The sequence below is a fragment of the Azonexus fungiphilus genome, assembly GCF_003634965.1.
GTDB lineage: Bacteria > Pseudomonadota > Gammaproteobacteria > Burkholderiales > Rhodocyclaceae > Azonexus > Azonexus fungiphilus.
This window is the reverse complement of the sequence record NZ_RBXP01000020.1, coordinates 22,228-48,904: the sequence shown is the minus strand read 5'-3', so window position 1 is coordinate 48,904 and position 26,677 is coordinate 22,228. Positions and strand designations below refer to the sequence as shown.

General features: G+C 66.4%; 28 protein-coding genes, 1 tRNA gene and 2 riboswitches. Of the genes, 8 read left to right on the top strand and 21 right to left on the bottom strand.

Annotated features, from left to right (window positions below):
* Positions 1–4 precede the first annotated feature (4 nt).
* Both DFR40_RS16205 and DFR40_RS16200 read right to left on the bottom strand, forming a co-directional pair.
* The gene (locus DFR40_RS16205) at positions 5–631 is read right to left on the bottom strand and encodes an L-threonylcarbamoyladenylate synthase (protein WP_121459543.1); all 627 of its coding nucleotides are present in this window, start codon (positions 629–631) and stop codon (positions 5–7) included.
* Positions 628–1,563, bottom strand: coding sequence for a 3',5'-nucleoside bisphosphate phosphatase (locus tag DFR40_RS16200; RefSeq protein WP_342767625.1), 936 nt, complete (start codon positions 1,561–1,563; stop codon positions 628–630). Before DFR40_RS16200 ends, DFR40_RS16205 begins: the two co-directional genes overlap by 4 nt.
* A gap of 20 nt (positions 1,564–1,583) precedes the next feature.
* Positions 1,584–1,672: riboswitch (glycine riboswitch) on the top strand.
* A gap of 7 nt (positions 1,673–1,679) precedes the next feature.
* A riboswitch (glycine riboswitch) is annotated at positions 1,680–1,759 on the top strand.
* 77 nt (positions 1,760–1,836) lie between these two features.
* Between DFR40_RS16200 and gcvT the strand changes: the two genes are divergently transcribed.
* The 4 genes from gcvT (at position 1,837) to DFR40_RS16180 (ending at position 6,835) form a co-directional block, all read left to right on the top strand.
* Positions 1,837–2,928 (top strand): glycine cleavage system aminomethyltransferase GcvT, encoded by a 1,092-nt coding sequence (gene gcvT / locus DFR40_RS16195; RefSeq protein ID WP_121459541.1) that lies wholly within the window; start codon positions 1,837–1,839, stop codon positions 2,926–2,928.
* Positions 2,929–2,956: 28 nt separating this feature from the next.
* Positions 2,957–3,343, top strand: a complete 387-nt coding sequence (gene gcvH, locus DFR40_RS16190) for a glycine cleavage system protein GcvH (protein WP_121459540.1) — start codon at positions 2,957–2,959, stop codon at positions 3,341–3,343.
* Positions 3,344–3,431: 88 nt separating this feature from the next.
* Entirely contained in the window at positions 3,432–6,311 is a 2,880-nt protein-coding gene (gene gcvP / locus DFR40_RS16185) for an aminomethyl-transferring glycine dehydrogenase (protein ID WP_121459539.1), read from the top strand.
* The gene (locus tag DFR40_RS16180) at positions 6,311–6,835 is read left to right on the top strand and encodes a DUF2946 family protein (RefSeq protein ID WP_245985720.1); all 525 of its coding nucleotides are present in this window, start codon (positions 6,311–6,313) and stop codon (positions 6,833–6,835) included. The genes gcvP and DFR40_RS16180 overlap by 1 nt, the downstream gene beginning before the upstream one ends.
* A gap of 7 nt (positions 6,836–6,842) precedes the next feature.
* On the opposite strand, the gene DFR40_RS16175 is transcribed toward DFR40_RS16180, so the two are convergent.
* The 16 genes from DFR40_RS16175 to DFR40_RS16100 form a co-directional block, all read right to left on the bottom strand.
* Positions 6,843–7,049, bottom strand: coding sequence for a hypothetical protein (locus DFR40_RS16175; RefSeq protein WP_121459538.1), 207 nt, complete (start codon positions 7,047–7,049; stop codon positions 6,843–6,845).
* A gap of 159 nt (positions 7,050–7,208) precedes the next feature.
* On the bottom strand, positions 7,209–7,886 hold the full coding sequence (locus DFR40_RS16170; RefSeq protein ID WP_121459537.1) for a DUF799 domain-containing protein: 678 nt from the start codon (positions 7,884–7,886) through the stop codon (positions 7,209–7,211).
* Complete coding sequence (locus tag DFR40_RS16165) at positions 7,883–8,254, bottom strand: DUF4810 domain-containing protein (protein WP_121459536.1); 372 nt, start codon at positions 8,252–8,254, stop codon at positions 7,883–7,885. Before DFR40_RS16165 ends, DFR40_RS16170 begins: the two co-directional genes overlap by 4 nt.
* Before the next feature lie 17 nt (positions 8,255–8,271).
* Positions 8,272–8,949 (bottom strand): CsgG/HfaB family protein, encoded by a 678-nt coding sequence (locus DFR40_RS16160; RefSeq protein ID WP_245985718.1) that lies wholly within the window; start codon positions 8,947–8,949, stop codon positions 8,272–8,274.
* Positions 8,950–9,101: 152 nt separating this feature from the next.
* Positions 9,102–9,977, bottom strand: coding sequence for an arginase (locus DFR40_RS16155; protein WP_121459534.1), 876 nt, complete (start codon positions 9,975–9,977; stop codon positions 9,102–9,104).
* 19 nt (positions 9,978–9,996) lie between these two features.
* The gene (locus DFR40_RS16150; protein ID WP_121459533.1) at positions 9,997–10,392 is read right to left on the bottom strand and encodes a CBS domain-containing protein; all 396 of its coding nucleotides are present in this window, start codon (positions 10,390–10,392) and stop codon (positions 9,997–9,999) included.
* A complete protein-coding gene (gene nqrM / locus DFR40_RS16145) occupies positions 10,386–10,613 on the bottom strand; it encodes a (Na+)-NQR maturation NqrM (RefSeq protein WP_121459532.1) in 228 nt (75 codons plus the stop codon). Before nqrM ends, DFR40_RS16150 begins: the two co-directional genes overlap by 7 nt.
* 15 nt (positions 10,614–10,628) lie before the next feature.
* On the bottom strand, positions 10,629–11,855 hold the full coding sequence (gene nqrF, locus DFR40_RS16140; RefSeq protein ID WP_121459531.1) for an NADH:ubiquinone reductase (Na(+)-transporting) subunit F: 1,227 nt from the start codon (positions 11,853–11,855) through the stop codon (positions 10,629–10,631).
* Positions 11,856–11,864: 9 nt separating this feature from the next.
* A complete protein-coding gene (gene nqrE, locus DFR40_RS16135) occupies positions 11,865–12,473 on the bottom strand; it encodes an NADH:ubiquinone reductase (Na(+)-transporting) subunit E (protein ID WP_121459530.1) in 609 nt (202 codons plus the stop codon).
* A gap of 1 nt (position 12,474) precedes the next feature.
* Positions 12,475–13,146, bottom strand: coding sequence for an NADH:ubiquinone reductase (Na(+)-transporting) subunit D (locus DFR40_RS16130; protein WP_121459529.1), 672 nt, complete (start codon positions 13,144–13,146; stop codon positions 12,475–12,477).
* Between the two features lie 2 nt (positions 13,147–13,148).
* Complete coding sequence (locus tag DFR40_RS16125) at positions 13,149–13,934, bottom strand: Na(+)-translocating NADH-quinone reductase subunit C (RefSeq protein WP_121459528.1); 786 nt, start codon at positions 13,932–13,934, stop codon at positions 13,149–13,151.
* Positions 13,924–15,138 carry an NADH:ubiquinone reductase (Na(+)-transporting) subunit B gene (locus DFR40_RS16120; RefSeq protein WP_121459527.1) on the bottom strand — a complete coding sequence of 405 codons (1,215 nt, stop codon included), beginning with the start codon at positions 15,136–15,138 and terminating at the stop codon, positions 13,924–13,926. The genes DFR40_RS16125 and DFR40_RS16120 overlap by 11 nt, the downstream gene beginning before the upstream one ends.
* A 2-nt stretch (positions 15,139–15,140) precedes the next feature.
* Positions 15,141–16,481 (bottom strand): Na(+)-translocating NADH-quinone reductase subunit A, encoded by a 1,341-nt coding sequence (locus tag DFR40_RS16115; protein ID WP_121459526.1) that lies wholly within the window; start codon positions 16,479–16,481, stop codon positions 15,141–15,143.
* Positions 16,482–16,833: 352 nt separating this feature from the next.
* Positions 16,834–16,927 (bottom strand) — tRNA-Ser (locus DFR40_RS16110).
* A gap of 53 nt (positions 16,928–16,980) precedes the next feature.
* On the bottom strand, positions 16,981–18,201 hold the full coding sequence (locus DFR40_RS16105; RefSeq protein ID WP_121459525.1) for an aspartate kinase: 1,221 nt from the start codon (positions 18,199–18,201) through the stop codon (positions 16,981–16,983).
* An 85-nt stretch (positions 18,202–18,286) separates the two neighbouring features.
* A complete protein-coding gene (locus DFR40_RS16100; protein ID WP_121459524.1) occupies positions 18,287–19,213 on the bottom strand; it encodes a histone deacetylase family protein in 927 nt (308 codons plus the stop codon).
* A gap of 122 nt (positions 19,214–19,335) precedes the next feature.
* Between DFR40_RS16100 and DFR40_RS16095 the strand changes: the two genes are divergently transcribed.
* Genes DFR40_RS16095 through mltB form a run of 4 tightly spaced genes read left to right on the top strand, consistent with a single transcriptional unit; the run spans position 19,336 to position 24,179 of the window.
* Positions 19,336–20,283, top strand: a complete 948-nt coding sequence (locus tag DFR40_RS16095; RefSeq protein WP_121459523.1) for an AAA family ATPase — start codon at positions 19,336–19,338, stop codon at positions 20,281–20,283.
* 7 nt (positions 20,284–20,290) lie between these two features.
* Positions 20,291–21,241, top strand: a complete 951-nt coding sequence (locus DFR40_RS16090; RefSeq protein WP_121459522.1) for a DUF58 domain-containing protein — start codon at positions 20,291–20,293, stop codon at positions 21,239–21,241.
* Positions 21,238–23,181, top strand: coding sequence for a transglutaminase TgpA family protein (locus DFR40_RS16085; RefSeq protein WP_121459521.1), 1,944 nt, complete (start codon positions 21,238–21,240; stop codon positions 23,179–23,181). The genes DFR40_RS16090 and DFR40_RS16085 overlap by 4 nt, the downstream gene beginning before the upstream one ends.
* Positions 23,178–24,179, top strand: coding sequence for a lytic murein transglycosylase B (mltB, locus tag DFR40_RS16080; protein WP_170160253.1), 1,002 nt, complete (start codon positions 23,178–23,180; stop codon positions 24,177–24,179). Before DFR40_RS16085 ends, mltB begins: the two co-directional genes overlap by 4 nt.
* Before the next feature lie 9 nt (positions 24,180–24,188).
* Here the strand turns inward: mltB and rpoS are convergent, their stop codons facing one another.
* From rpoS to DFR40_RS16065, 3 genes are read right to left on the bottom strand one after another with little or no spacing between them, the layout of a single operon-like run.
* Positions 24,189–25,127 (bottom strand): RNA polymerase sigma factor RpoS, encoded by a 939-nt coding sequence (gene rpoS / locus DFR40_RS16075; RefSeq protein WP_121459520.1) that lies wholly within the window; start codon positions 25,125–25,127, stop codon positions 24,189–24,191.
* Entirely contained in the window at positions 25,124–26,029 is a 906-nt protein-coding gene (locus DFR40_RS16070) for a peptidoglycan DD-metalloendopeptidase family protein (protein WP_121459519.1), read from the bottom strand. The genes rpoS and DFR40_RS16070 overlap by 4 nt, the downstream gene beginning before the upstream one ends.
* Positions 26,026–26,658 carry a protein-L-isoaspartate(D-aspartate) O-methyltransferase gene (locus tag DFR40_RS16065; RefSeq protein ID WP_245985715.1) on the bottom strand — a complete coding sequence of 211 codons (633 nt, stop codon included), beginning with the start codon at positions 26,656–26,658 and terminating at the stop codon, positions 26,026–26,028. Before DFR40_RS16065 ends, DFR40_RS16070 begins: the two co-directional genes overlap by 4 nt.
* Positions 26,659–26,677: the final 19 nt, after the last annotated feature.

The window sequence follows — 26,677 nt, the reverse complement described above, 5'->3', positions numbered from 1 at the left end:
CATGTCACTCGAAACCGAAAGGTGCCAGCGGACCGCGACCGGCGCGCACCAGTTCGGGCGCCTTGCCGGTCAGGTCGATGACCGTGGTTGGCTCGATACCGCAGGTGCCGGCATCGAGCACCAGTTCGATCTGCTCCTCGAGGCGGTCCTGGATTTCCCAGCCCTCGGTCAGCGGATGTTCGTCGCCCGGCAGTTGCAGCGTCGTCGTCAGCAGCGGCTCGCCGAGTTCGGCGAGCAGCGCCAGTGCGACCGGATGATCGGGAACGCGGACGCCGATCGTCTTGCGCTTCGGGTGCATCACGCGCCGCGGCAGCTCCTTGCTGCCTTCGAGGATGAAGGTATAGCTGCCTGGCGTCGCCGCCTTGAGCAGGCGGTACTGGGCGTTGTCCACGCGGGCGAAATGGGCGATCTCGGAAAGGTCGCGAACCATCAGCGTCAGGTGGTGGCGCTCGTCCATCTGGCGGATCAGCCGGATGCGGTCGAGCGCTTCCTTGTCGCCGAGATGGCAGCCCAGCGCGTAGCAGGAATCGGTTGGCAGCGCGACGACGGCGCCGTTGCGGATGAATTCTGCGGCCTGTACGAGCAGGCGCGGCTGGGGTGAATCCGGATGGATGTTGACGACGCGGCTCATGACAGGTCGAGAAGGCGCCAGACCGGCTTCAGGTCTTGCGGCAGGGATGGCAGGCGGCCGAGGTCGACATAGCTTTCCTCCGGCCCGTGAAAATCCGAGCCGCGCGAGGCATGGAAAGCGTAATGCCGGGCCAGCCGGGCAAAATGCAGGACATGGTCGGGCGAATGACTGCCGCTGGTGACCTCGATCGCCTGGCCGCCGAGGTCCTTGAACTCGTCGAGGAACTTGCGCATGTCGCCGCCCGACATCTTGTAGCGGCCGGGATGCGCGACCACGGCGACACCGCCGGCGGCGGTGATCCAGCCGATCGCATCGGCGAGCGAGGCCCAGCGGTGATCGACGTAGCCCGGCTTGCCCGGCGTCAGGTAATGCTGGAAGACGCCCGAGGTATCGCGGGCGATGCCGATCGACACCAGGTAGCGGGCGAAATGCGCGCGCGAGATCAGGTTCGGGTTGGTGACGTAGCCCATCGCCCCGGCGAAGACACCGGGAATGCCGATCGCGTCGAGCGCCTCGCCCATTCGCCGGGCGCGTTCGAGACGGCCGCTGCGCAGTTCGGCGAGGCCATCGACCAGTGCCGGATGGTGCCAGTCGAAGCCGAGGCCGACGATGTGGATCGGCATCTCGCGCCACTCGATCGAAATCTCGACACCGGGAACGAAGCGGATGCCGGCTTCGCGGGCGGTCGCCTGGGCGATGTCGAGCCCGCCGAGATCGTCGTGGTCGGTCAGCGCCCACAGGTCGACGCCGTTGCCCGCCGCCCGCCGGGCGACCTCCGCGGGCGGCAGCAAGCCGTCGGAAACCGAGGAATGGCAATGAAAATCGAAGTTGGCGGGGATCACGGCGAAGGCGTCGATAGCAAACGACGAGTTTAACACGAAGCCGCCAGGCGGCCGGCGCGCCTTGTGCGGCGCAGCATGTTGCTCGGACAACGATGTCCGGCTATAGTGCCAGCCGTTCCGTGGGAGAGCGCAGACCCGTCTGCCGCCGAAGGCGCAATTTCACCCGAAAACGCTCAGGCAAAAGGACCGCGGATCGGCCGGCAAGCCGGTCAAACTCTGGAGAGCGGCGTAAACAGCGCCCACCGATGGGGCAAATCTCTCAGGTATCGAGGACAGAGGGGTGAAACGCAAAACGCGAGTTTTACGTTTCACCCCTTTTCTGTTTCCAGAATCGACGTCAACGAACGTCAGTAAAGGATTGATATGCTGAAGCAAACGGTCTTGAATGCCGCCCATCGCGCACTTGGCGCCCGGATGGTCGATTTCGGCGGCTGGGACATGCCGGTCAACTACGGTTCGCAGATCGAGGAGCACCACGCGGTGCGCAAGGATTGCGGCATGTTCGACGTCTCGCACATGTGCCCGGTCGATCTGGTCGGCGCCGATTGCCGCCCCTTCCTCTCGCGCCTCGTTGCCAACGACGTCGCCAAGCTGACTGTTTCCGGCAAGGCGCTCTACGCTGCCATGTTGAACGAAGCCGGCGGCGTCATCGATGACCTGATCATTTATTTCCTCACCGACACCAGGTTCCGCCTGGTGGTCAATGCCGGCACCGCCGACAAGGACCTGGCCTGGATGCAGGCCAAGGCCGCCGAATGGAAGATGGACGTGAGCATCACCCAGCGCCGCGACGGTGCCGGCAATCTCGCCATCATCGCCGTCCAGGGCCCGAACGCGCGCGCCAAGGTGTGGCAGGTGCTGCCGCAAGTGAAGGCAGCAAGCGAGGGCCTGAAGCCCTTCTTCGCCGCCGAGGTCGATCAGTATTTCATCGCCAGCACCGGTTATACCGGCGAAGACGGCTACGAAATCATGCTGCCGGCCGGCGAAGCCGAAGCCGTGTGGAACGCGCTCAAGGCAGCCGGCGTCGCGCCCTGCGGCCTGGGCGCCCGCGACACGCTGCGCCTGGAAGCCGGCATGAATCTCTACGGCCAGGACATGGACGAGACGGTATCGCCGCTCGATGCCGGCCTGGCCTGGACCGTCGCCATGAAGGACGCGCGCGATTTCGTCGGCAAGGCGGCGTTGACCGTCAACGGCCAGCAGAAACAGTTCCTCGGCCTGATCCTGCTCGACAAGGGCGTGCTGCGCGGCCACCAGAAGGTCGTCACCGCCCACGGCGACGGCGAGATCACTTCCGGCAGCTTCTCGCCGACCCTGCAGCAGTCCATCGCCCTCGCCCGCCTGCCGCTCGGCGTCGCCATCGGCGATCAAGTCGAGGTCGACATCCGCGGCAAGCTGCTCAAGGCCAGGGTCACCAAACCCGTATTCGCCCGCAACGGCAAAGCCGTCATCTAATTCAAATTCACCCAATCAGGAGAAAACCATGTCCAACGTCCCGTCCAACCTCAAGTACGCCGCCTCCCACGAGTGGGTCCTGAAGAACGCCGATGGCACCGTCACCGTCGGTATTTCCGACCACGCGCAGGAAGCCCTGGGTGATCTGGTCTTCGTCGAGCTGCCGGAAGTCGGCGCCCATTACGACGCCGAGAAGGAAATCGCCGTGGTCGAGTCGGTCAAGGCCGCCGCCGACGTGTACGCGCCGATCGCCGGCACCGTCACCGAAGTCAACCAGGCCGCCGTCGATGCGCCGGAGTCGGTCAATGCCGACGCCTACGCCGCCTGGCTGTTCAAGATGACCCCGGACAACATCGCCGACGTCGACGCCCTGCTCGACGCTGCCGCCTACCAGGCTGTCGCCGACGCCGCCTGATCCCGGCCCGCCGTTTTTCCTCCGCCAGCCCGGTCGACCGTCAGAGGCCGGGCTGTTCCGCTGCATAGCCCCCGCGAGAAACCACCCCATGAAGACCCTGCCCTTGAGCGCCCTGGAGCAGCACGACGAGTTCATCGACCGTCACATCGGCCCCTGCACCACTGAAATGACCGAGATGCTGGCCACCATCGGTGCCGCCAGCCTCGACCAGCTGATCGACCAGACCGTCCCGGCCGCCATCCGCCTGCCGGCCGACCTGCCGCTGCCGGCCCCGCGCCGCGAACACGAGGCGCTCGCCGACCTGAAGGCGATCGCCGGCAAGAACGTGATCCAGAAGTCGTGCATCGGCATGGGCTACTACGACACGCTGACGCCCAAGGTGATCCTGCGCAACGTCATGGAAAACCCCGGCTGGTACACCGCCTACACGCCCTACCAGGCCGAGATCGCCCAGGGCCGCCTGGAAGCGCTGATGAACTTCCAGCAGATGGTCGTCGACCTGACCGGCCTGGAAATCGCCAACGCCTCGCTGCTCGACGAAGCCACCGCCGCTGCCGAAGCGATGACGATGGCCCGCCGCGTTTCCAAGTCGAAGTCGAACCGCTTCCTGGTCGACGCCGCCTGCTTCCCGCAGACCATCGACGTGGTCAGGACGCGCGCCGCCTACTTCGGCTTCGAGCTGGTGATCGCCACGGTCGACACGGTCAAGGACGAGGAATTCTTCGGCGCCCTGCTCCAGTACCCGAACGACAACGGCGAAGTGCGCGACCTCAGCGCGATCATCGCCGGCCTCAAGGCACGCGGCACCACGGTCGCCGTCGCCGCCGACCTGATGGCCCTGGTGCTGCTCAAGTCGCCGGGCGCCATGGGCGCCGACATCGCCCTCGGTTCGAGCCAGCGCTTCGGCATCCCGATGGGCTTCGGCGGCCCGCACGCCGCCTTCTTCGCCACCCGCGAAGCCTTCGTCCGCTCGATGCCGGGCCGCATCATCGGCGTCTCCAAGGACGCGCGCGGCAAGACCGCCTACCGCATGACGCTGCAGACGCGCGAACAGCACATCCGCCGCGAGAAGGCCAATTCCAACATCTGCACCTCGCAGGTGCTGCTCGCCAACATGGCCGGCATGTACGCCGTTTACCACGGCCCGCAAGGCCTGAAGACGATCGCCACGCGCATCCACCGGCTGACCGCGATCCTCGCCGAAGGCCTCAAGCGCGCCGGCGTCAAGCTGCTCACCGGGCAGTTCTTCGACACCGTCCATATCGACCTCGGCGCCCGCGCCGAGAGCATCCATCAGGCGGCCGTCGCCGCCGGCTACAACCTGCGCCGCGTCTCGGCCGGCGTCCTCGGCGTCTCCTTCGACGAAACGACGACGCGCAACGATGTCGCCGAACTGTTCAAGCTGATCACCCAGGTCACGCTCGACATGGAAACCTTCGACGCCCAGCTCGCCGCCGCCGACCCGGCGCTGCCGGCCGCCCTGCTGCGCGACGACGCGATCCTCGCGCACCCGGTGTTCAACACGCACCACACCGAGCACGAGATGCTGCGCTACCTGAAGTCGCTGCAGAACAAGGACCTGGCGCTCGACCATTCGATGATCTCGCTCGGCTCGTGCACGATGAAGCTGAACGCGACCAGCGAAATGATCCCGGTCACCTGGCCGGAATTCGGCGGCATCCACCCGTTCGCCCCGCGCGAGCAGGTCGCCGGCTACCACGAGATGATCGCCGGCCTGACCGAATGGCTGAAGACGGTGACCGGCTTCGACGCCATCTGCATGCAGCCGAACTCCGGCGCCCAGGGCGAATACGCCGGCCTGGTGGCGATTGCGCGTTACCACGCCAGCCGTGGCGAAGCGCATCGCAAGGTCTGCCTGATCCCGAAATCGGCACACGGCACCAACCCGGCCACCGCCCAGATGTGCAACATGCAGGTCGTCGTCGTCGATTGCGACGACAACGGCAACGTCGATGTCGCCGACCTGAAAGCCAAGGCTGAGGAACACAAGGACGACCTGGCCTGCCTGATGATCACCTACCCATCGACGCACGGCGTGTTCGAGGAAGCGGTTCGCGAGATCTGCGCCATCGTCCATGCCAACGGCGGCCAGGTGTACATGGACGGTGCCAACCTCAACGCCCAGGTCGGCCTGACCTCGCCCGGCTTCATCGGTGCCGACGTCAGCCACATGAACCTGCACAAGACCTTTGCCATCCCGCACGGCGGCGGCGGACCGGGCATGGGCCCGATCGGCCTGAAGGCCCACCTCGCCCCGTTCATGGCCAACCACGCGGTCGCCGCCATCGACGGCCCGCACGCTGGTCAGGGCGCGGTCTCGGCGGCGCCCTTCGGTTCGGCGTCGATCCTGACCATTTCCTGGATGTACCTAGCGATGCTCGGTGGCGCCGGCGTCAAGAAGGCGACCCAGGTCGCCATCCTCAACGCCAACTACGTCGCGACCAGGCTCAAGGACCACTACCCGGTGCTCTACGTCGGCAAGAACGGCCGCGTGGCGCACGAGTGCATCCTCGACATCCGCCCGATCAAGGCCGCCACCGGTATCGCCGAGATCGACATCGCCAAGCGCCTGATGGACTACGGTTTCCACGCGCCGACGGTGTCCTTCCCGGTCGCCGGCACGATCATGGTCGAGCCGACCGAGTCGGAATCGAAGGCCGAGCTGGACCGCTTCATCGAGGCCATGGTCAGCATCCGCGAAGAAATCCGCCAGATCGAGAACGGCGTGTGGACGGCCGACAACAACCCGTTGAAGAACGCCCCGCACTCCCAGGCCGACGTCATCGACGCCGACTGGCTGCATCCGTACAGCCGCCAGCAGGCCGTCTTCCCGCTGCCCTGGGTGGCCGCCAACAAGTTCTGGCCGAGCGTCAACCGCATCGACGACGTCTATGGCGACCGCAACCTGAACTGCGCCTGCCCGCCGCTGTCGGCGTACGAGGACTGATGGTCGATTTCTCGGCAATCGCCAGATGGCCCAACGTCCCCGCCTGTTTCGAGTGGCTCTCGCTCGACCGGCGCGGGGACTGGCGATTGCAGGGAGAACGGGTGACGCACCGCGGCCTGGTCGAGTTCATGAACCGGCAGTACGGTTCCGACGAGACCGGCCGCTGGTTCGTCCAGAACGGCCCGCAACGGGTCTATGTCGATCTTGCCTGCACGCCCTGGATTTTCCGTCGCGAAGGCGAGAGCTTTGTCGCCCATACCGGTGCGCCGGCCGGTGAGATCCGCGCCGCGCTGGTCGACGAGGAGGGCAGCTTCCTGCTCGACACCGCGCTCGGCATCGGCCTGGTCGACGACCGCGATCTCGCCGCCTGTCTGGCCGAATGCTCGCCGGACGACGAAACCGCCCTGCTCGCCTTCCTCGCCGACGGCACACCGGCGGTACGCTGGCGCGACCTGCCGCTGACGCGGACCTTGACGGTCGACCTGCAAAAACAGCACAAATTCGTGCCGCAACCGCGCGGCTGAAGACGGCTCAAGGCTCCTCGCCGGCGCCCTCGTCGCTGGCCTGCAGCCACCACAGCAGATCCTCGCCCTGCAGCGGCGTCGGGATCATCTGGTTGCGCTGCCAGCGGAATACCGGACCATAGGGCACATAGCGCGCCATCACCTGGCCCTGGCGGGTGACGCCGAAAAACGGCCAGCCGGAACGGATGGCCTGGCGGATTTGATCATGAGTCATGCTGCCTCCTGTCGTTGCCCGCAGTATCCCGCGCCTTCCGGCAAGCGGCAAGGCGCCCGGAAAATGCCGGGATTTGACGGTCGACCGTCAAATTGCGCGATTTTCCAGGGCAAAAAAAAACGGCAGCCGCAGCTGCCGTTTCCCGGGACTGGCGCGCGCTCAGCGCACGCCGTCCTTCACCTGCGGCGCGCGCGGCCCGCGCAGGATGCCGCCGTTGGCGTAGGGCGAGAGCAAGCGGGCGCTGGTGATGCCGGCGATGACATGGCCCTGGTCGCTGACCGTCTCGACGATCTGGCGGATGGCGGCCTTGACCAGCAGGCCGATCAGGCCGCCGCCGCTGTTGTTGTCGCCTTCGGCGCTCGACGCCGTGGCCTTGCCCGACCACAGTTGCTGGCCGCTGCGCAGGTCGACCAGACGGGCCTCGGCGGTGACGCGGGTTTCGCTGGAGACGACGACGTACGAGGTGCCGTACTGCTTGACCGTGATGTAGAGCGCGGCGTCGGCACCGAAAATCTCGCGCAGCTTGGCCGGGGCCACGTCGTGGATGTCTTCCGGCGAGGTCAGGCCGTTGTGGCGGAAGGTTTCATCGACCAGCGTCACCGGGAACACGTAGTAACCGGCTTCGGCCAGCGGCACCGTGGCATGCGCGAGCATGCTGGGGCTGGCCTTGACGTCCGGCGACTGGTTCACCGGCGGCAGCACCAGGATCGATGCCGGCCGCGCCGCGCGGAAGGCCGAATAGTCGTAGGCCGGACGCGAGGTCGTGGCGCAGCCGCCAAGCAACAGGAAAGCGGCGAGCAGCAAGGGAGTACGCAGGAATTGGCAGCGCAGTTTCATTTTGCCCCCTGCGCTTTCTCGCCGCCCGGCGTCTTCTGCTTGAGCAGGAAATCGAGATAGACCGAGCTTTCGGGAAAGCTCTGCTTCTCGGCCAGCAGGTTCTGCTCGAACAGGTCGCCGCGCCCGGTCATCCCATAGAGCAGGCCAAGGTGCGCCTGCAGCCCGGGCGGCAGCGCACGGCCCTGGGCCTTGGCTTCCTCGCGCACCTTCTCGAGCGCCAGGATGCCCTCCTCCGGCCCCTTGTCGCCCTTGAAATAAGCGTACTGGACCGCCGGGTAAGCCCCCCAGTGGTACAACGACTGCGGCTGGCTGGCGCAGCCGGCAAGCAGGGCCAGGCAGGCGCCGGCCAGCAGGTTCGTCCGGATCATCGCAATGCTCCGTCCGCTCAGCGGGCCGGACGCCAGGCGCCGGACTCGACGCCCTTGACCAGGCCGTCGACCGCCTCGCGGATGGCCAGGTCGAGGACCTTGCCGTTGAGCGTCGAATCGTAGCTGGCAGTGCCGCCGAAACCGATCACCTCGCGGTTGGAGAGGACGTATTCGCCAGCGCCGAAGGTCGAGTAGACGACTTCCGAGGTATCGACGTCGACGACGTTGAGCGCCACCTTGGCGTAGGCAACCTGTTGCTTGCCGCGGCCGAGCAGGCCGAACAGCTGGTGGTCGCCGACTTCCTTGCGGCCGAATTCGGTGACGTCGCCGGTGATCACGTAGCGGGCCCCCTTGAGCGCCTGCTGCTTGCGGGCGATCTCGGCTTCCTGCCTGGTTTCGTTCATGTTCTGGCGGTCGAGCACCGAGAAACGGTTGCTCAGCTGCAGGTGCGACACCAGGATCGTCTTGGCCTGGCTGCCGAGCCGGTCGACACCGTCGGAGAAGACGCCGCGCATGAAGCTCGAGCGGTTGTCGAACTTGCCGACCGAGATCGGCTGGCGCTCGCCGGCGTAGGGACGGGCGGCGGCAACGGTCTGGGGCGCCTCGATGGCGCGCGAGGTTTCGGTGGCACAGCCGGAGAGCATGGCCAGCAGGCCGGCGCTACAGATCAGGAAAAGCTTCTTGTTCGGGGTCACAGCCAGCTCCTTGAAGGTCAGCGGAAGGGAAAGGCGGGGCGAACGACTTGCAACGGTCATTTTTCGCCAGACCGGGCATTCTCCGTCATCCGCCCCTGATCAGGCAAGCGGGTCGCGCGCAAATCCATTGCGCCAGAATGGATTTCGGCGAATCAGGCGGCCGCCGCCTCGGCCAGCAAGGCGGCAATCAGCTGGGCGGTCGCCCCGTGCCGGTCGCGATCCGGGTTGTACTCGACGATTTCCAGCCCCCGCAGACCGGGCAACCCGGCCAGCCAACGCCAGGCGGTGAGCAGGTCGCTGGCCAGCAGACCGTCCGGTGCCGGACTGCCGACGCCGGGCGCCAGCGCCGGATCGACCGCGTCGAGGTCGAGGCTGACGCCGAAACCGGCCGGCGCCGCGGCGACGATGGCGGCGGCTTCGTCGAGACAGGCGGCAAAGCCGCGAGCTTCGATCTCCTCGGCCATGATCACGCGCACGCCGGCTTGCGCCAGGAACTGGCGTTCCTCCGGCTCGTAGCTGCGGGCACCGAGGACGACGGTATGGGCGGCGCTGATCTGCGGCCCCGGCCGGCCGATGGCGAGCAGGCGCTTGTCGCCGCGCCCGAGCAGACAGGCCAGCGGCATGCCATGTACGGCGCCGGAATAGCTGCTTTCCGGGGTGTGGCTGTCGAGGTGGGCGTCGATCCAGAGCAAGCCGGACGGCACCCCGAGAAAACGCGCGAGCCCGCTCCAGGTACCGATCGCAACCGAATGATCGCCGCCGAGGACGAGGGGAAAGTCACCGGCCGCCAGTGTCGCCTCGACTTCGTCGGCGAGATGGCGGCAGAGCGCGGCAATGCGGGCGCTCCGCCCCTGCCCGTCGGCGGCCGGGGCGAACAGCGTGCGCCCCCAGTCGATCGCCGGATGCTCGGCCAGCTCGCGCCAGGCCTGCGAACGATGGAAGGCGACCGGGCCGTCGGCACAGGCCGCATCCTGCGCGCCGATGCCGCTGGCGGCACCGATGATGCGCAAGCGGCGAAGGGCTTTCATGGCCGCCGGCCGGCGCCGCTTACCAGAGCTTTTCCAGCGCCTTCAGCGCGTCGCGCCGCGACAGCTGGCCGACCAGTCGTCCACCGTCGACCACCGGATAGCAGTGAAAATGGTGACCGACGAAGCGCTCGACGGCATCGGCCATCGAGGCATCGGCGGCCAGCGTCGCGACGTCGCGCGACATGTGTTGCGCCAGCGGGCCGCCCGGTTGTTCGTAGTAGGAGGCGTTGAGCGCGACCTTGAGTCCGTCGCGCTCCGAGAAATAGCCGACCAGGTGCCCCTGGGCATCAACCACCGGCGCCCCGTTGAGCTGGTGTTCGAGCAGTTGGTGAACCGCGGTCAGGACATCCATCTCCGGCGTGAACGCCAGGGGATCGGCGGTCATGTAGTCTTTTACCAGCAGCGATTTCAGCATGCCTTGTTCTCCGCTTGCGCCTTGGCCAGGGCATCGGCTTCTGCCTGCATCCTGGCCTGGCGCTTTTCACAGGGTTCCTTGCAACCGGCCGCGCAATCGAGATCGAGCGCCTTGTAGCCGCCGCAGCTGCCGGCGATCGGCTTGCGCCCGAAGATCACGCCGACGGCCATGAGCAGCACCAGCAGGGCGATCACGCCAAAAGTGACGAGGAAGGTTTCCATGGTGCCCCCCGCCGCTCAGCCGCCGAAGTCGTCGAGCATGATGTTCTCGCGCTCGACGCCGAGATCGAGCAGCATCTTGATCACCGCGGCGTTCATCATCGGTGGCCCGCACATGTAGAACTCGCAATCCTCGGGCGCCGGATGGTCCTTCAGGTAGTTCTCGTAGAGCACGTTGTGGATGAAGCCGGTGTAGCCGGTCCAGTTGTCTTCCGGCAAGGGATCGGACAGCGCCAGATGCCACTTGAAGTTCGGGTTTTCGGCGGCCAGCTTGTCGAATTCCTCGACGTAGAAGGCCTCGCGCATCGAGCGGGCGCCGTACCAGAAGCTGATCTTGCGCGTCGACTTGAGACGCTTGAGCTGGTCGAAGATGTGCGAGCGCATCGGCGCCATGCCGGCGCCGCCGCCGATGAAGACCATCTCGGCCTCGGTGTCGCGGGCGAAAAATTCGCCAAACGGGCCATAGACCGTGACCTTGTCGCCCGGCTTGAGGTTGAAGACGAAGGACGACATCTTGCCCGGCGGGATGTCGTCGCGGTTCGGCGGTGGCGAGGCGACGCGGATGTTGAACTTGACGACGCCCTTCTCCTCCGGATAGTTGGCCATCGAGTAGGCACGGATGACCGGCTCGTCGACCTTCGACACGAAACGCCACATGTTGAACTTGTCCCAGTCGCCGCGATATTCGGGCTGGATGTCGAAGTCCTTGTAGTTGGCGACGTGCGCCGGGCATTCGAGCTGGACGTAGCCGCCGGCCCGGAAATCGACGCTCTCGCCTTCCGGCAGGCGCAGCGTCAGTTCCTTGATGAAGGTGGCGACGTTCGGATTGGACTCGACCGTGCACTCCCACTTCTTGACGCCGAAGACCTCTTCCGGCACCTCGATCTTCATGTTCTGCTTGACCGGCGTCTGGCACGACAGGCGCCAGCCTTCCTTGGCCTGGCGCTTGGTGAAGTGCGATTCCTCGGTCGGCAGCATTTCGCCGCCGCCGTCGTGCACCTGGCACTTGCACTGGGCGCAGGTACCGCCGCCGCCGCAGGCCGACGACAGGAAGATGTTGTTCGAGGCCAGCGTCTGCAACAGCTTGCCGCCGGCCGGCACGGTGATGGTGCGCTCGCCGTTGATCTCGATCTCGACATCGCCCGACGACACCAGCTTGGCGCGGGCGGCGATGATGAAGACCGCGAGCGCCAGCACGATGCCGGTGAACATGCCGATGGCGAGCAGGATTTCCTGGATGTTCATTCCCGCCCCTTAGAGTTGAATGCCCGAGAAGGACATGAAGCCCAGCGACATCAGGCCGATGGTGATGAAGGTGATGCCCAGGCCCTGCAGGCCGGCGGGCACGTCGCTGTACTTCAGCTTCTCGCGGATGCCGGCGAGCAGCGCGATGGCCAGCGCCCACGAGGCGCCGGAACCGAAGCCGTAAACCACGCTCTCCGAGAAGTTGTAGTCGCGTTCGACCATGAACAGCGAACCGGCCATGATCACGCAGTTGACGGTGATCAGCGGCAGGAAGATGCCGAGCGCGTTGTACAGGCTGGGCACGTACTTGTCGAGCAGCATCTCGAGGATCTGGACGATCGCCGCGATGACGCCGATGTAGGTGAGCAGGCCGAGGTAGGACAGGTCGACATCGGGCATGCCGGCCCAGGCCAGCGCACCTTCGCGCAGCAGGTAGGTGTAGGCCAGGTTGTTGGCCGGCACCGTGATCACCTGGACGACGACGACGGCGATGCCGAGGCCGATGGCAGTCTCGACCTTCTTCGAGATGGCGATGAACGAACACATCCCGAGGAAGAAGGAGAGCGCCATGTTCTCGATGAACACGGAACGGACGAAAAGACTCAGCAGGTGTTCCATCTCAGTAGGCCTCCCTTTCGTTGACCTGGGGCGCCATGCGGAAGCTTGCCGGCTCGACCTGGTTCTTCTTCCAGGTACGCAGCCCCCAGATGAACAGGCCGATCAGGAAGAAGGCCGACGGCGGCAGCAGCAGCAGGCCGTTCGGCAGGTACCAGCCGCCGTCCTTGATCAGCGGCAGGATCTCGACGCCGAGCAGCTTGCCGGCACCGAACAGTTCGCGGATGACGCCGAGCGCGACCAGCATCGTGCTGTAGCCCAGACCGTTGCCGATCCCGTCCCAGAAGGACAGCAGCGGCGGGTTCTGCATGGCGAAGGCCTCGGCCCGGCCCATGACGATGCAGTTGGTGATGATCAGGCCGACGAACACCGACAGCTGCTTGGCCAGGCTGAAGGCATAGGCGCGCAGCAGCTGGTCGACGACGATGACCAGCGAGGCGATGATGACCATCTGCACGATCATCCGGATCGAACCCGGAATCTGCGCCCGGATCAGCGAGATGAACAGGTTCGAGAAGGCGGTCACCAGCGTCAGGGCGATGGCCATGACCAGCGCCGTCTTGAGGTTGGAGGTGACGGCCAGCGCCGAGCAGATGCCGAGGATCTGCAGTGCGATCGGATTGTTGTTGAAGACCGGATTGAACAGGACTTCCTTGACGGTAGGTTGTTGTGCCACGCTCACACCCCCTGTTGACGCAATTTCGCGAGATAGGGCCCGAAGCCCTGCTCGCCGAGCCAGAACTGCAGCAGCTTGTCGACACCGTTACTGGTCAGCGTCGCGCCGGCCAATGCATCGACCTGGTGGCCGGCATCCGGACTGGCCGGATCGACACCACCCTTGACCACCTTGATGATCGGCTTGCCGGCATCGTCGAACAGCGTCTTGCCGGGCCACAGCGCTTTCCATTTCGGATTGTCGACCTCGCCGCCGAGACCCGGGGTTTCGGCATGCTGATAAAAGCCGAGACCGACCACGGTGTTGAGATCGGCCTTCAGGGCAAGGAAGCCGTGCAGCGTCGACCACAGGCCATAGCCGCGGATCGGCAGGATCAGCGATGCGATCTTGCCGTCCTGCTCGACCATGTACACCGTGGTGTACTGTTCGCGCCGCTTGATCAGCGCCTTGTCCTGATCGCCACTGAGCGCCTTCGAGGTTTTCGGGTCGCGCGCCGCCTTCAGCGGATCGAAGCTGACCGGGTCGAAGCCCTCGGCGTAGTCGCCGGTCGCCAGGTCGACGACACGCGCCTTGATCCGGCTGTTGAACAAGTCCTTGACCTGGGCCGAGCTCAGCTCGTCACCGAGGCCGGCGATCGACAGGATGCTGCGCTGCTTGTCGAGCAGACGGTTCTCGACCTGCACCGGTTTCAGCGAAACCGCCGCGCCGGCGACGAAGACCGCAGCCACCAGGCTGACGGTCAGGGCAACCAGCAGCGTGCGGCTGGTGGATTCTTTGTTACTGGACATGGCGCGCCGCCCTCCGCTTGATGTTGGCCGTAACCACGAAGTGGTCGATCAAGGGGGCACAGAGGTTGGCGAACAGGATCGCCAGCATCATGCCCTCGGGGAATGCCGGATTGACGACGCGGATGAGCACCACCATCAGGCCGATCAAGGCACCGAAAATCCATTTGCCGGTGTTGGTCATCGACGCCGACACCGGGTCGGTAGCCATGAACATCATGCCGAAGGCGAAACCACCGACGACCAGGTGCCAGTACCACGGCATCGCGAACATCGGATTGGTCGCCGAACCGATACCGTTGAGCAGCAGGCTGGTCGCGACCATGCCGAGCATGACGCCAGCGACGATGCGCCAGGAGGCGATCTTCATCACCAGCAGCACGGCACCGCCGAACAGGATGGCGAGCGTGCTGGTTTCACCGATCGAGCCGGGCAACTGGCCGAAGAAGGCATTCGTCCAGCTCAGGCCGCCGGCCATCACCGCCTCGATCCCGCCGGCCGCGGCAACCGCCAGCGGCGTCGCGCCGGTGAAGCCGTCGACCGCCACCCACACCGCGTCGCCCGAGATCTGCGCCGGATAGGCGAAGAACAGGAAGGCACGGCCGGCCAGCGCCGGGTTGAGGAAGTTCTTGCCGGTACCGCCGAAAACTTCCTTGGCGATGACGACGCCGAAACTGATGCCGAGCGCCACCTGCCACAAGGGAATCGAGGGCGGCAGGGTGAGCGCGAACAGCACCGAGGTGACGAAGAAGCCCTCGTTGACCTCGTGCTTGCGGATCGCCGCAAACAGGACTTCCCAGAAGCCGCCGACGATGAAGGTGACGGCGTAGATCGGCAGGAAGTAGGCGGCGCCGTGCACCAGGTTGTCCCAGACGCTGCCCGGGTTGAAACCGGCAAACAGCGCGATCAGGGCCAGCCGCCAGTTGTCCTGGGCGGCGAGCAGTTCCGGGTTGGCGGCAAAAACCGTATTGGCCTGGAAGCCGACGTTCCACATGCCGAAGAACATCGCCGGGAAAGTGCACAGCCAGACGGTGATCATCATCCGCTTGAGGTCCAGGCCGTCGCGCACATGGGCGGTCGTCCGGGTCACATTGGCCGGCTTGTAGAGTGCGGTATCGACGGCTTCGTAAAGCGCATACCAGTTCTCGTACTTGCCGCCCTTGTGGAAATGGTGCTCGATGCTGTCGAGCCAGGAACGCAGCCCCATGCTCAACCCTCCTTCTCGATGCGCGTGAGGTTGTCACGCAGGATGGGACCGTATTCGTACTTGCCGGCACAGACGTAGCTGCACAGCGCCAGATCTTCCTCGTCGAGCTCGAGGCAACCCAGTTTCTGGGCCATCTCGGTGTCGCCAACGATCAGGTAGCGCAACAGCTGGGTCGGCAGGATGTCGAGCGGCATCACTGCCTCGTAATTGCCGATCGGTACCATCGCTCGCGGGCTGCCGTTGGTGCTGGTGGTGAAATTGAACAACTTGCCCGACATCAGCTTCGAGACGTAGAGGTTCATCACCGAATGCTTGTCGGTGCCGGCCCGCAGGTAGTGCAGCATCTCGCGCTCGGTCCCTTCGGCCAGGCAGGAAACCTGCTGGTGATAGCGCCCCAGCCAGGCGCAGGCACCACGTGCGGTGCGCCCGCCGAAGACCGAACCGGAAATGATGCGCAGCGGCTGGTCGACGGTCACTTCGCCAGCGGTCAGTTCGCTCAGACAGGCGCCCAGGCGCGTACGCAGCAGCCGCGGTTGATTGACCACCGGGCCGCCAAGAGCGACGACGCGCTCGACCGGCAGCCGACCGGTGGCGAACAGGCGGCCGATGGCGATGACGTCCTGGTAGCCGATCGTCCACACGGTCTTGTGGGCGCTGACCGGATCAAGGAAATGGATATGGGTTCCGGGCAGACCGGCCGGGTGCGGACCGGCGAAGGATTCGACATGAACGTTGGCAAGGCCGTCACCGGGAATCGCACCGCCTTCGCCGACGCAAAGGAAGACCTTGGCCAGACGAGCCAGCAGGCGCAGGCCGCGACGAAAATCGTCGGCCGCCTCGGCAATGATCACGGCCGGATCGGCAGCCAGCGGATGGGTGTCGATGGCAGTGACGAAAATCGATGCCGGAACGCTGTCGACCGTCGGAACCTTGCTGAACGGCCGGGTCCGCAGCGCAGTCCACAAACCCGACTGCTGCAGGTTGTCGCGAACCTGTGCGGGACTCAGGGCGTCGATCTGCGCATCCGGATAACTGGCAAACTCGACCGCATCGTCGCCCTCGAGGTCCACCACCACCGACTGCAGCACCCGCTGCTCGCCGCGATGGATGGCGCTGACCACGCCGGCACCCGGTGCGGTGAAATGCACGCCAGGCGTTTTCTTGTCGGAAAACAGCACCTGGCCCAACTTGACCCGATCGCCCACCTGGACCGCCATCGTCGGCTTCATTCCCGGGTAGTCGAAACCGATCACGGCAACGCTGCGCACCGGCCTGGCGGCCTCGATGCGCTGCGCCGGCGCACCGGCGATGGGCAAGTCCAGACCGCGTTTAATTCTGATCATTCGCTTAGTCCGAAGAGAGGTTCAACAACACGCGGCGAAGCGCCGCGCAATCTTTGCAGAATTGTACAAAGTCGCCGATTTTAGCCGACTCGATACTTAATGAAAACTTACAAACACCAAGAAAACCGACAGCGCCCGACAGCGCGCCACCCCGTCCGCCAAAAGCAATAAAAGCGCCAGGATATATCCATTAAAAATCAGCAACCTGGATTAGGAACTTTTGTTGCAAGACTGACAATCGGGGAAACCCCTCTTGCCAAAGCTGATTTTTCAACCGGCGACAAATCTGCGGACGAAAAAAAACCCCGGATCACCGGGGCTTTCCTTCCATCGCAGTCGACCACCAGCGTACTGGCGGAGACGGAGGGATTCGAACCCTCGATACACGTTTTAGCGCGTATGCTCCCTTAGCAGGGGAGTGCCTTCGACCTCTCGGCCACGTCTCCCGAACTGCAATGAGGCGCGGATGATAATGCCTCGGCGCCCTTTGGTCAAACCTTTACTGATCCAGACCGAAGGTCCGGTGCAGCACGCGCACGGCGAGCTCCAGGTACTTCTCGTCGAGAACGACGGAAATCTTGATTTCGGAAGTCGAAATCATCTGGATGTTGATGCCTTCGTCGGCCAGGGCCTTGAACATCTTCGAGGCAACGCCCGGGTGCGAACGCATGCCGACGCCGACGGCGGAGACCTTGCAGATTTTGTTGTCGCCGGTGACTTCACGGGCGCCCAGCTTCTGCTTGACGGTTTCCAGGATGCCCTGGGCCTTGGCGTAGTCGCCGCGGTTGACCGTGAAGGAGAAATCGGTGGTGCCGTCGTGGCCGACGTTCTGGATGATCATGTCGACGTCGATGTTGGCGTCGGCGATCGAGCCGAGGATCTGGTAGGCAATGCCCGGGGTATCCGGAACGCCGAGCATGGTCAGCTTGGCTTCGTCGCGATTGAAGGCGATACCGGAAATGATCGGTTGTTCCATGTTCTTGTCTTCCTCAACAGTAATCAGCGTGCCCTCGCCTTCATCCTGGAAGCTGGACAGCACGCGCAGTTTGACCTTGTACTTGCCGGCGAACTCGACCGAGCGGATCTGCAGCACCTTGGAGCCGAGGCTGGCCATTTCCAGCATTTCCTCGAAGGTGATGGTGTCGAGTTTCTTGGCTTCCGGCACGACGCGCGGATCGGTCGTATAGACGCCATCGACGTCGGTGTAGATCTGGCATTCGTCGGCCTTCAGCGCCGCGGCCAGCGCCACGCCGGAGGTATCGGAACCGCCACGGCCGAGCGTGGTGATGTTGCCGTCGGCGTCCACACCCTGGAAGCCGGCGACGATGACCACCTTGCCGGCATCGAGATCGCGACGGATGTTGGCTTCGTCGATCGACAGGATGCGCGCCTTGGTGAAGGTGCTGTCGGTCAGGACCTTGACCTGGGCGCCGGTATAGCTCCTGGCATCGACACCGATGGCCTTGAGGCCCATGGCCAGCAGGCCGGTGGTGACCTGTTCGCCGGTGCACACCACCGCGTCGAGTTCGCGCGGATCCGGGACCGCCTGCATTTCCTTGGCCAGTGCGATCAGCTTGTTGGTTTCGCCGCTCATCGCCGAGACGACGACGACGATCTGGTGACCCTGCGCCTTGAAGCGGGCGATGCGCCGGGCGACATTCTTGATGCGCTCGGGATTGGCGACGGAAGTGCCGCCGTACTTCTGAACAATCAACGCCATGGATTCATCCGTAAAAACGTTGGAAACACGAAAAATGAGGGCCGGATTTTACCCCAGCCCGCCCTTTTTCCCAAGGAAGACGCCGTCAGAGATCGGCCAGCACCCGCAGGTGGGCGCCGACGCTGCGCGCCAGCGAGGTCATCACGTAGCCGCCCTCGAGCATCGAGACGATGCGCTTGCCGCACATTTCGGCGGCCAGCTTCTTGAGGTGGTCGGTACACCAGGCGAAATCCTTCTCGACCAGCTTGAGGCCGCCCATGTCGTCCTCGTAGTGACCATCGAAACCGGCCGAGATGAAGATCATCTGCGGCTGGAACTCCTTGAGCCGCGGCGTCCACACCTGGAGCACGGCATCGCGGAACTCCTCGCCGCCGCAACCGGCGGCCAGCGGCACGTTGCACATGTTGGCGGCCGGCTTGTCGGTCCCCGAATAGGGATAGAAGGGATGCTGGAAGATGCTGCACATCAGCACCTGATCGTTACCGGCGAAGCAGTCCTCGGTACCGTTGCCGTGGTGCACGTCGAAATCGATGATGGCGACGCGCTCAAGCCCGTGCGCCTTGATCGCGTGCATGGCCGCGACGCCGACATTGTTGAAGAAGCAGAAGCCCATCGGCGTTGCCTTCTCGGCGTGATGGCCGGGCGGGCGGACGGCACAGAAGGCATTCTCGCATTCACCGCCGACCACCAGGTCCACCGCCATGCAACCGGCGCCGGCGGCACGCAGGGCCGCCTGCCAGGTATGCGGATTCATCGCGGTGTCGGGATCGAGATGGACGATCCCCATTTCCGGCGAGGCGCGCTTGATGCGTTCGAGATGCGAGGCCGGATGGACGCGCAGCAGCTGTTCGAAGGTGGCCAGCGGCGCGTCGTAGTACACGAAATAGGCGTCGATGCCCTGGGCGATCAGGTGATCGTTGATGGCGGTCAGACGTTGCGGGCATTCCGGGTGATGCGTCCCCATGTCGTGCAACTGGCAGTCGCGATGGGTGATGAAGGCAGTGGTCGTCACTTGTTCTCTCTCTGCGAAGCGGCGCCTGGCGGGCGCTCGTCGAAGAATCATTATCGTCTTATTTCGCAAGGCGCTTCAAGCATTAGAATGACGGGCAACTGCCTCCCCTGACGGAAAGCTGCATGACCACCACAAAAATCCCCTCGCTGGGCAGTCGACCGCACGCCTTCGTGCCCGTCCTCGATGCCGCCAACCGGATCATCCTCGGCAAGGCGCACGAAGTCCGGCTGGCCGCCGCCTGCCTGCTCGCCGGTGGCCACCTGCTGATCGAGGACCTGCCCGGCCTCGGCAAGACGACGCTGGCGCACACCCTGGCCCGCCTGCTCGGACTGCAGTTCGCCCGCATCCAGTTCACCGCCGACCTGCTGCCCGCCGACATCACCGGCGTTTCGGTGTTCGACCGCAGCAGCGCCGGCTTCCGCTTCGTGCCCGGGCCGGTCTTCGCGCAACTGGTCCTGGCCGACGAAATCAACCGGGCGACGCCGAAGACGCAGAGCGCGCTGCTCGAGGCAATGGAGGAAGGCCAGGTCACCTGCGAGGGCGAGACGCGGCCGCTGCCCTCGCCGTTCTTCGTCATCGCGACCCAGAACCCGACCCACCAGATCGGCACCTTCCCGCTGCCCGAATCGCAGCTCGACCGCTTCCTGATGCGCATCGAGATCGGCTATCCCAGCCGCGACGCCGAACGCGAACTGCTCGCCGCCGGCGGCCGGCGCACCGCCAGCGAAGCCCTGACGCCATTGCTGGCGCCGGCCGACCTGCCCGCGCTGCAGGCCGAGATTGCCGGCCTGCACGCGGCGCCGGCGCTGATCGACTACGTCCAGGCCCTGGTCGAGGCCAGCCGCAACACGCCGGCCTTCCGCCACGGGCTGTCGCCGCGCGCCGGGCTGGCGCTGCTTGCCGCCGCGCGCGCCTGGGCCTGGCTGGCCGGCCGCGACCTGGTCCTGCCCGACGACGTGCAGGCAGTCTTCCCGGCGGTCGCCCGCCATCGCCTGCACTCGGACCAGGGCGGCGGCCCGGCGACTGCCAGCGACATCGACGCCCTGCTCGCCGCCGTCGCCATTCCCTGACCGCCACATGCGCCGATTCGACGCGCTGCACCGCTGGCTGTTCCGCTGGCGTTCCGACGGCACCGCGGCGATCGTCCTCGACCGCCGCCGCATCTACATCCTGCCCTCGCGCAGCGGCCTGCTGTTCGCCGCCGCGCTGGTCGTGATGCTGCTCGGCGCGATCAACTACAACCTGGCGCTCGGCCATGCCCTGGTCTTCCTGCTCGCCGGCATCGGCATGGTCGGCATGGTGCACGGCTTTCGCAACCTGCACGGCCTGCGCCTGACACCGGGACGCTGTGCCCCGGTATTCGCCGGCGAAACCGCCGAATTCGAACTGCTGGTCGACAACCCGCGTCCGCTCGCCCGGCGCATGCTGGTCTTCGCGGCGGATCCCGGACACCCGGCGACGTTGACGGTCGACGGCCGCCAGCAGGCAAAAATCGCCATCCCGGTCCCGAGCCGGCGGCGTGGCTGGCTGGTGCTGCCGCGCGTGCGCCTGAGCACGCGTTATCCGCTCGGCCTGTTCACCGCCTGGAGCTACCTGCAGCCCGAAATGCGCTGCCTGGTCTATGCGCGCCCGCTCGCCACTCCGCTGCCCGAGGCGAGCGCCAGCGCGGCGCCAGGCAGCGGCGCCGGCAACGGCGGCCAGGAGGATTTCGCCGGCTTTCGCCGACGCCAGCCGGCCGATCCGCTGCGCCACGTCGCCTGGAAGGCCAGCGCCCGCGACGGCGGCCAGCGGCCCCTGCTGGTCAAGCAGTTTGCCGGCGGCAGCGAGACCGAACTGGCGCTCGCCTGGCAGGCCGCCGATCCGGCACAGGACGATGAAACACGCATCGCCATCCTGACCGGCTGGGTGCTCGAGGCCGCCCGCCGACAGTTGCACTACAGCCTGGCCCTGCCCGGCGTCACGATCCCGGCCGCCAGCGGCGAAGCACACTGCCGCCGCTGCCTGGAAGCCCTGGCCTTGCTGCCATGAGCGCCAGCGACGACCTGCTCAGCCGCGAAGAGCCGCCCTGGCTGTTCGCCGTGGCGCTGGCGACAACGCTGCCGCACACCCTGCACCAGCCGGCCTGGCTGAGTGGCCTGGCCGGCCTGCTGCTGGCCTGGGCCGCCTGGCTGTGGCAGCGCGACCAGCGCCTGCCCGGCCGCTGGCTGCTGCTGCCGCTGGCGATCGGCGGCTGTCTGGCGATCGTGGCCGAGTTCGGCACGCTGTTCGGCCGCGACGCCGGTGTCGCCATGCTGGTCCTGTTCATGGCGATGAAGCTGCTCGAAATGCGCCAGCGGCGGGACGCCATCGTCGTCGTGATGCTCGGCTACTTCCTGCTGCTGACGCACTACTTCCACGCCCAGGACATCCCCACCGGCCTCTGGCTGCTACTCGCGCTGTGGCTGGTCACCGCCGCCCTGATCCGCCTCCACGCCGGCCGCATCGGCCCCGGCGAGACCCTGCGCTACGCCGGCCAGATCGGGCTGCAGGCGCTGCCGCTGATGCTCGTCCTCTACCTCCTCTTCCCGCGCGTCGGCGGTCCGCTCTGGGGCTTGCCGCAAGACGCTTTCCAGGCGCGCAGCGGCCTGTCGGAAAGCATGTCGCCAGGCAGCATTGGCGAACTCGTGCGCAGCGGCGAGATCGCCTTCCGCGTCCGCTTCGACGGCACGCCGCCGGCCCGCCCGCTGCTCTACTGGCGCGGCCCGGTGCTCGAGCGCTACGACGGCACCAGCTGGCAGGTCTGGCCGCAGCGCCGGCCGGCCGAAACGATCGAGGCGCTGGGGCCGGCGATCGACTACGAAACGACGCTGGAAGCACATGGCCAGCGCTGGCTGCTGGCCCTCGACGCAGCCGCCACGCTGCCCGCCGGCGCCACCCTCGACGGCCGTCTGAGTGCCCAGCTGGCGCAGCCGGTCGAGGCACGCCGACGCTTCCGCTTGAGCTCGACCCCGGCCTACCGCCTCAATCGCCACGAGCAGCCGGCTACGCTGACTGCCAACCTGGCGCTGCCGCCGACCGGCAACCCGCACACGCTGGCGCTGGCCGCCCGCTGGCGCGACGAGGAAAAATCGCCGTCCGGCATCGTCGACCGTGCACTGCGTCATTTCCGCAACGAGCCCTTCCACTACACGCTGCAGCCGCCGCTGCTCGGTCGCGACGCCATCGACGACTTCCTCTTCCGCAGCCGGCGCGGCTTCTGCGAGCACTATGCCGCGGCCTTCGTCGTCCTCATGCGCGCCGCCGGCGTGCCCGCCCGCGTCGTCACCGGTTACCAGGGCGGCGAGTTCAACCCGCTCGACGGCTACCTGGTCGTCCGCCAGTCCGAGGCCCACGCCTGGTCCGAGGTCTGGCTGGCCGAACGCGGCTGGGTCCGCGTCGACCCGACCGCCGCCGTCGCCCCGGAACGGATCGAGCGCGGCATTGCCGAGGCGCTGCCGGCCGGCGAGCCGCTGCCGCTGTTCATCCAGCGCCACGCCGACTGGCTGCGCGGCATGCGCCACCGCTGGGAAGCCCTGAACAACGCCTGGAACCAGCGGGTGATCGGCTTCGACGCGCAACGCCAGCGCCAGTTGCTGGCCGACCTCGGACTGCCCGATGCCGACTGGCGGACACTGGCGATCGCCCTGTCGCTTGCCGGCGCCGCTGCGCTCGCGCTGATCGCCGCACTCGCCCTGCGCCGGCAGCACCGGCAGCCGCCGGCGCTGCGCCTGTGGCTGCGCGCGCAGCGACGAATCGGGGTACACTGCGCGCCCGGGGAAACGCCGCTGGCACTGGCCGCGCGCTTGCGCCGCAGCGACCCGGCGAGCGCCGAGGCCTTCGACCCGGTCGTCCGCCTGTTCCTGCTCGCCCGCTACGCGCCCACCCCGAACCTGTACCTGGCGGCGCTGCGCGCCGCCGTCGCCCGACTGCCCCGACGGAGATCCGCTTGAACAAGTTCCTGGCCGCCCTGACGCTCAGCCTCACCCTCGCCACCCCGTTTGCCGCCGCCGCCCCGGCGAGCATCGCCGACAGCCCGGAGGCCCAGGCCTTCGCCCGCGACATCGCCGAGCGCCACGGCTTCGATGCCGGCAGCGTCCTCACCCAGTTTGCCGCGGTCCGCCCGAACGCCAGCGTCCTGCAGTTGATCGCGCCGCCGAGCACGCCGGCGCAACGCTCCTGGGAGCGCTACCGGCCGCGCTTCCTCAATGAACAGCGGATCAACGGTGGCGTCCGCTTCTGGCAGGACAACGCGGTCGCGCTGGCGCGCGCGCGCGCCCTCTACGGCGTGCCCGAGGAAGTGATCGTCGCGATCATCGGCGTCGAAACCGCCTACGGACGCATCACCGGCAATTTCGGCGTGCTCGAGGCGCTGGCCACGCTCGCCTTCCACTATCCGCGGCGCGCCGAGTTCTTCCGCGCCGAACTCGAACAGTTCCTGCTGCTGGCGCGCGAGAACGGCCTCGATCCGCTGGCGGTCAAGGGTTCGTTTGCCGGTGCCATCGGCATCCCGCAATTCATGCCGGGCAGCCAGCGCCGCTATGCCGTCGATTTCGACGGCGACCAGCGCGTCGACCTGGCCGGCAGCGTCGACGACGCGATCGGCAGCGTTGCCCGCTTTCTCGAACAGCACGGCTGGCAAGCCGGCCAGCCGGTCGCCGTACCGGCGCAGTTGCCGGGCACGCCCGACGCCGGCCTGCTGCAGGCCGGCATCCGCCCCAGCCTGCGCGCCGGCGACCTGTACGCGCGCGGCATCGTCGCCGCGGCGGCGCCGGAATCGACGGTGACGCTGGTCGACCTCGTCTCGCCCGAACGCGCCACCGAGTACTGGCTGGGCTTCGAGAACTTCTACGTGATCACCCGCTATAACCGCTCGAGCTTCTACGCGATGTCGGTATTCCAGCTGGCCGAGGAAATCCGCACGGCAAAAATGGCCCTGGCGGGCCGTTGACCGTCAGATTCAGAGCAGCGAGTCGCGGCTGACGTTGGCCCGGCGCATGATCTTGCGCAGGCGCTCCAGGCCCTCGATCTGGATCTGGCGAACGCGTTCGCGGGTCAGCCCGAGGTCGCCGGCGATCGTGTCGAGGGTGGCGATGTCGCAGCCGTTGAGGCCGTAGCGCCGCTCGATGATCTGACGCTGGCGCTCGCTCAGTTCGCCCAGCCACTCGCCGAGCAGCGAACCGACCTCGCTCGACTGAAGCAGGCTCTCCGGATCGGCGCTGGCGCTTTCGTCGGCAATGAACTCGGCCATCGTGTGATTGGGATCGATGTCGAGCGGCGCATCGAGCGAGGCGATGTGTTCGTTGAGCGAGAGGATGCGGCGGACGTCATCGGCCGGCCGGTCGAGCAGCAAGGCCACCTTTTCGACGGTCGACTCACGACTGTCGGCAGATTCCAGATGACGCATGGCGCGCAGGACCAGGTTGATTTCCTTGACCACATGCACCGGCAGGCGGATCGTCCGCGAGTGGTTCATGATGCTGCGCTCGATGCTCTGGCGGATCCACCAGGTCGCGTAGGTCGAGAAACGGAAACCGCGCTCGGGATCGAATTTCTCGAGCGCATGGATGAGACCGAGGTTGCCCTCCTCGACCAGGTCGAGCAGCGGGATGCCGCGGTTCAGGTAATGCTTGGCGATGTTCACGACCAGGCGCAGGTTGTGCTCGATCATCTTCTGCCGCGCCGCGAAATCGCCGGCACAGACCCGGCGTGCGGTAGCCAGCTCCTCGGCTGGCGTCAGCAGCGGCTTGGCACCGATCTCGTTGAGATAGACCTGGGTCACATCCTCGAGCAGGCCGGCCTCGGCCAGTGCCACCTCGGGCGCGGCGGGGGCCGCCTCCTCGCCGTCGCCGACGACGGGCAGGACGGTTTCCTCGCCTTCGTCGTCGATGCCGCTCATCGCTTGGGCAGGAAGGGCGTCGGATCGACCGGCTTGCCCTGTTTGCGGATCTCGAAGTGCAGCTTGACGCTGTCGGTACCGCTGTTGCCCATCTCGGCGATCTTCTGCCCCAGCTTGACCGGCTGGCCTTCCTTGACCAGGATCTTGCTGTTGTGGGCATAGACCGAAAGATGGTCGGTACTGTGCTTGACGATCACCAGCTTGCCGTAACCGGCGAGCGCGTCACCGACGTAGAGAACCCGTCCCTCGCCGGCGGCGAGTACCGGATCGCCCTGCTTGCCGGCGAAATCGATCCCCTTGTTGCTGCTGCCGTTGTAAGCAGCCTTGATGGTGGCTTTCGTCGGCCAGGCCCAGACGACGCCCTCGACTTCGGCCGGCCCGGCCGCTGCTGCGGCTGCCGGCGCTTCGCTCGCCGCCGCGGCCGGCGTCGGGGCCGGCGGGGTCGCCGCGGCCGGCGCCTGGTTGTTCAGGCGGGCGTAGGCTTCGTCGGAATAGGCTTCCTTGCCGCCACGCGGCTCGCGCAGGCTGCCGCCGGCGACCGCTGCCGGTGCCGCCGGCTTGCCGTCGAGGCTGCGCGCCTCGACGCCGGTGGCGACCCCGATCGGCGTCGCGACAGGCGCCGCGGCACTGGTGCTCGCGGCGTTGGCCGGCCGCAAGCGGAGAATCTGGCCGACCCGCAGTGCTGCCGGGTTGTCGATGTTGTTCTGCGCCGCCAGCTCGACATGATCAAGGCCGTTTTCCTTGGCGATGCGATACAGCGTGTCGCCCGGCTTGACCATGTACTCGCCCGGACCGGCCGCTCGTGCCTGGGCGCTCGGCGAGCGCTCCACCGTCGGGGCCGGCGCCTGGGTACAGGCGCCGAGTGAAAGGATCAGGAAAAGCGGGGCTAGAAGTCTGGTCATTGTGTTCCGGGCAGCAACGGGACGAAGCGGACGGGGTCCAGGCGCGTCTCGATGAAACCGTTGGCGGTGTGTTCGACAAGGCAAAGATACTGCTCATGGCCCCCGACAGGCAAGACCATGCGGCCGCCCGGCGCGAGCTGGCGGAGCAGTTCCGGCGGAATCGCCGCACCGGCGGCGGCAACGATGATGCTGTCGAAAGGCGCCGCCTCGGGCAGGCCGAAATGGCCGTCGGCCAGCTTCAGGCGGACGTTGAACTGCTGCAGCGTGCGCATGTTGGCCTTCGCCTTCTCGAGCAGCGGCGCAATCCGTTCGACGGCATAGACGTCCTTGCTCAACTGGGCCAGAACCGCCGCCTGATAGCCGCAACCGGCACCGACCTCGAGAGTCTTGCCAAGGCCGGGGCGACCGTTGAGCAGAAGCTCGATCATCCGGGCGACGATGTAAGGCTGCGAGATCGTCTGCCCCATGCCCAGCGGCAGCGCCGTATCCTCATAGGCCCGCGAGGCCAGGGCTTCCTCGACAAAGACATGGCGCGGCACGGCTGCCATCGCCTTGAGCACGGCCTCGCTGCGGATTCCTTTCTCGCGCAGCCGCTCGACCATGCGCGCCCGGGTCCGCTGCGAGGTCATGCCGATTCCCTGCAAGCCG

Coding starts and splice junctions, on each gene's coding strand:
- DFR40_RS16125 (WP_121459528.1), bottom strand. CDS start 13,934: ATGTCCAGTAACAAAGAATCCACCAGCCGCACGCTGCTGGTTGCCCTG.
- rpoS (WP_121459520.1), bottom strand. CDS start 25,127: ATGAGCGGCATCGACGACGAAGGCGAGGAAACCGTCCTGCCCGTCGTC.
- DFR40_RS16065 (WP_245985715.1), bottom strand. CDS start 26,658: ATGACCTCGCAGCGGACCCGGGCGCGCATGGTCGAGCGGCTGCGCGAG.
- DFR40_RS16150 (WP_121459533.1), bottom strand. CDS start 10,392: ATGCTGAAATCGCTGCTGGTAAAAGACTACATGACCGCCGATCCCCTG.
- DFR40_RS16120 (WP_121459527.1), bottom strand. CDS start 15,138: ATGGGGCTGCGTTCCTGGCTCGACAGCATCGAGCACCATTTCCACAAG.
- DFR40_RS16115 (WP_121459526.1), bottom strand. CDS start 16,481: ATGATCAGAATTAAACGCGGTCTGGACTTGCCCATCGCCGGTGCGCCG.
- DFR40_RS16170 (WP_121459537.1), bottom strand. CDS start 7,886: ATGAAACTGCGCTGCCAATTCCTGCGTACTCCCTTGCTGCTCGCCGCT.
- nqrM (WP_121459532.1), bottom strand. CDS start 10,613: ATGGAAACCTTCCTCGTCACTTTTGGCGTGATCGCCCTGCTGGTGCTG.
- DFR40_RS16155 (WP_121459534.1), bottom strand. CDS start 9,977: ATGAAAGCCCTTCGCCGCTTGCGCATCATCGGTGCCGCCAGCGGCATC.
- DFR40_RS16165 (WP_121459536.1), bottom strand. CDS start 8,254: ATGATCCGGACGAACCTGCTGGCCGGCGCCTGCCTGGCCCTGCTTGCC.
- gcvP (WP_121459539.1), top strand. CDS start 3,432: ATGAAGACCCTGCCCTTGAGCGCCCTGGAGCAGCACGACGAGTTCATC.
- nqrF (WP_121459531.1), bottom strand. CDS start 11,855: ATGAACATCCAGGAAATCCTGCTCGCCATCGGCATGTTCACCGGCATC.
- DFR40_RS16095 (WP_121459523.1), top strand. CDS start 19,336: ATGACCACCACAAAAATCCCCTCGCTGGGCAGTCGACCGCACGCCTTC.
- DFR40_RS16090 (WP_121459522.1), top strand. CDS start 20,291: ATGCGCCGATTCGACGCGCTGCACCGCTGGCTGTTCCGCTGGCGTTCC.
- DFR40_RS16180 (WP_245985720.1), top strand. CDS start 6,311: ATGGTCGATTTCTCGGCAATCGCCAGATGGCCCAACGTCCCCGCCTGT.
- DFR40_RS16105 (WP_121459525.1), bottom strand. CDS start 18,201: ATGGCGTTGATTGTTCAGAAGTACGGCGGCACTTCCGTCGCCAATCCC.
- nqrE (WP_121459530.1), bottom strand. CDS start 12,473: ATGGAACACCTGCTGAGTCTTTTCGTCCGTTCCGTGTTCATCGAGAAC.
- gcvH (WP_121459540.1), top strand. CDS start 2,957: ATGTCCAACGTCCCGTCCAACCTCAAGTACGCCGCCTCCCACGAGTGG.
- DFR40_RS16205 (WP_121459543.1), bottom strand. CDS start 631: ATGAGCCGCGTCGTCAACATCCATCCGGATTCACCCCAGCCGCGCCTG.
- gcvT (WP_121459541.1), top strand. CDS start 1,837: ATGCTGAAGCAAACGGTCTTGAATGCCGCCCATCGCGCACTTGGCGCC.
- DFR40_RS16085 (WP_121459521.1), top strand. CDS start 21,238: ATGAGCGCCAGCGACGACCTGCTCAGCCGCGAAGAGCCGCCCTGGCTG.
- DFR40_RS16175 (WP_121459538.1), bottom strand. CDS start 7,049: ATGACTCATGATCAAATCCGCCAGGCCATCCGTTCCGGCTGGCCGTTT.
- DFR40_RS16070 (WP_121459519.1), bottom strand. CDS start 26,029: ATGACCAGACTTCTAGCCCCGCTTTTCCTGATCCTTTCACTCGGCGCC.